Source organism: Pseudoalteromonas sp. GW168-MNA-CIBAN-0100, from assembly GCF_040309225.1.
Lineage (GTDB): Bacteria > Pseudomonadota > Gammaproteobacteria > Enterobacterales > Alteromonadaceae > Pseudoalteromonas > Pseudoalteromonas arctica.
In genome coordinates, this window is the sequence record NZ_JBEOOL010000231.1 from 1 (window position 1) to 362 (window position 362).

Genomic DNA, 362 nt, shown 5'->3' on the forward strand with positions numbered 1-362 from the left:
TAGCCTTGATGGCTTCTTCCACAACCTCAGCTGTATTGCCCTTAGTCTTCGTCTGATCCAACCTGCCAAGGCTTTTAGCTCTCGTTTACAATTGGCTATACTAAAATAATTTACAAAACCGCGCACAACTGGATTTAGCCGTTTTATTACTTCTGCTAAATTTATGCCGCCGTTACGTTTTGTTAATTGCTTCACTTTTTGTTTAAACCCGATGAGTTTTGATGCTTGTATCCGTGTCCACTGGCTACCTATCTCTACTCCCAAAAACTTCACTCCTTTGCTGCTATGAGCAATATGGGTTTTATTTTGGTTCACGGTTAATTTCAAGTCTCGCTCTAGTATCTGGGTGGATGCCTTAAGTG

General features: G+C 41.2%; 1 protein-coding gene. It reads right to left on the reverse strand.

Going from position 1 to position 362, the window contains the following annotated elements:
- A partial coding sequence (locus AAEY62_RS20875; protein WP_350636210.1) for a group II intron maturase-specific domain-containing protein occupies positions 1 to 327 on the reverse strand: 327 nt, incomplete at its 3' end.
- Positions 328 to 362 lie beyond the last annotated feature (35 nt).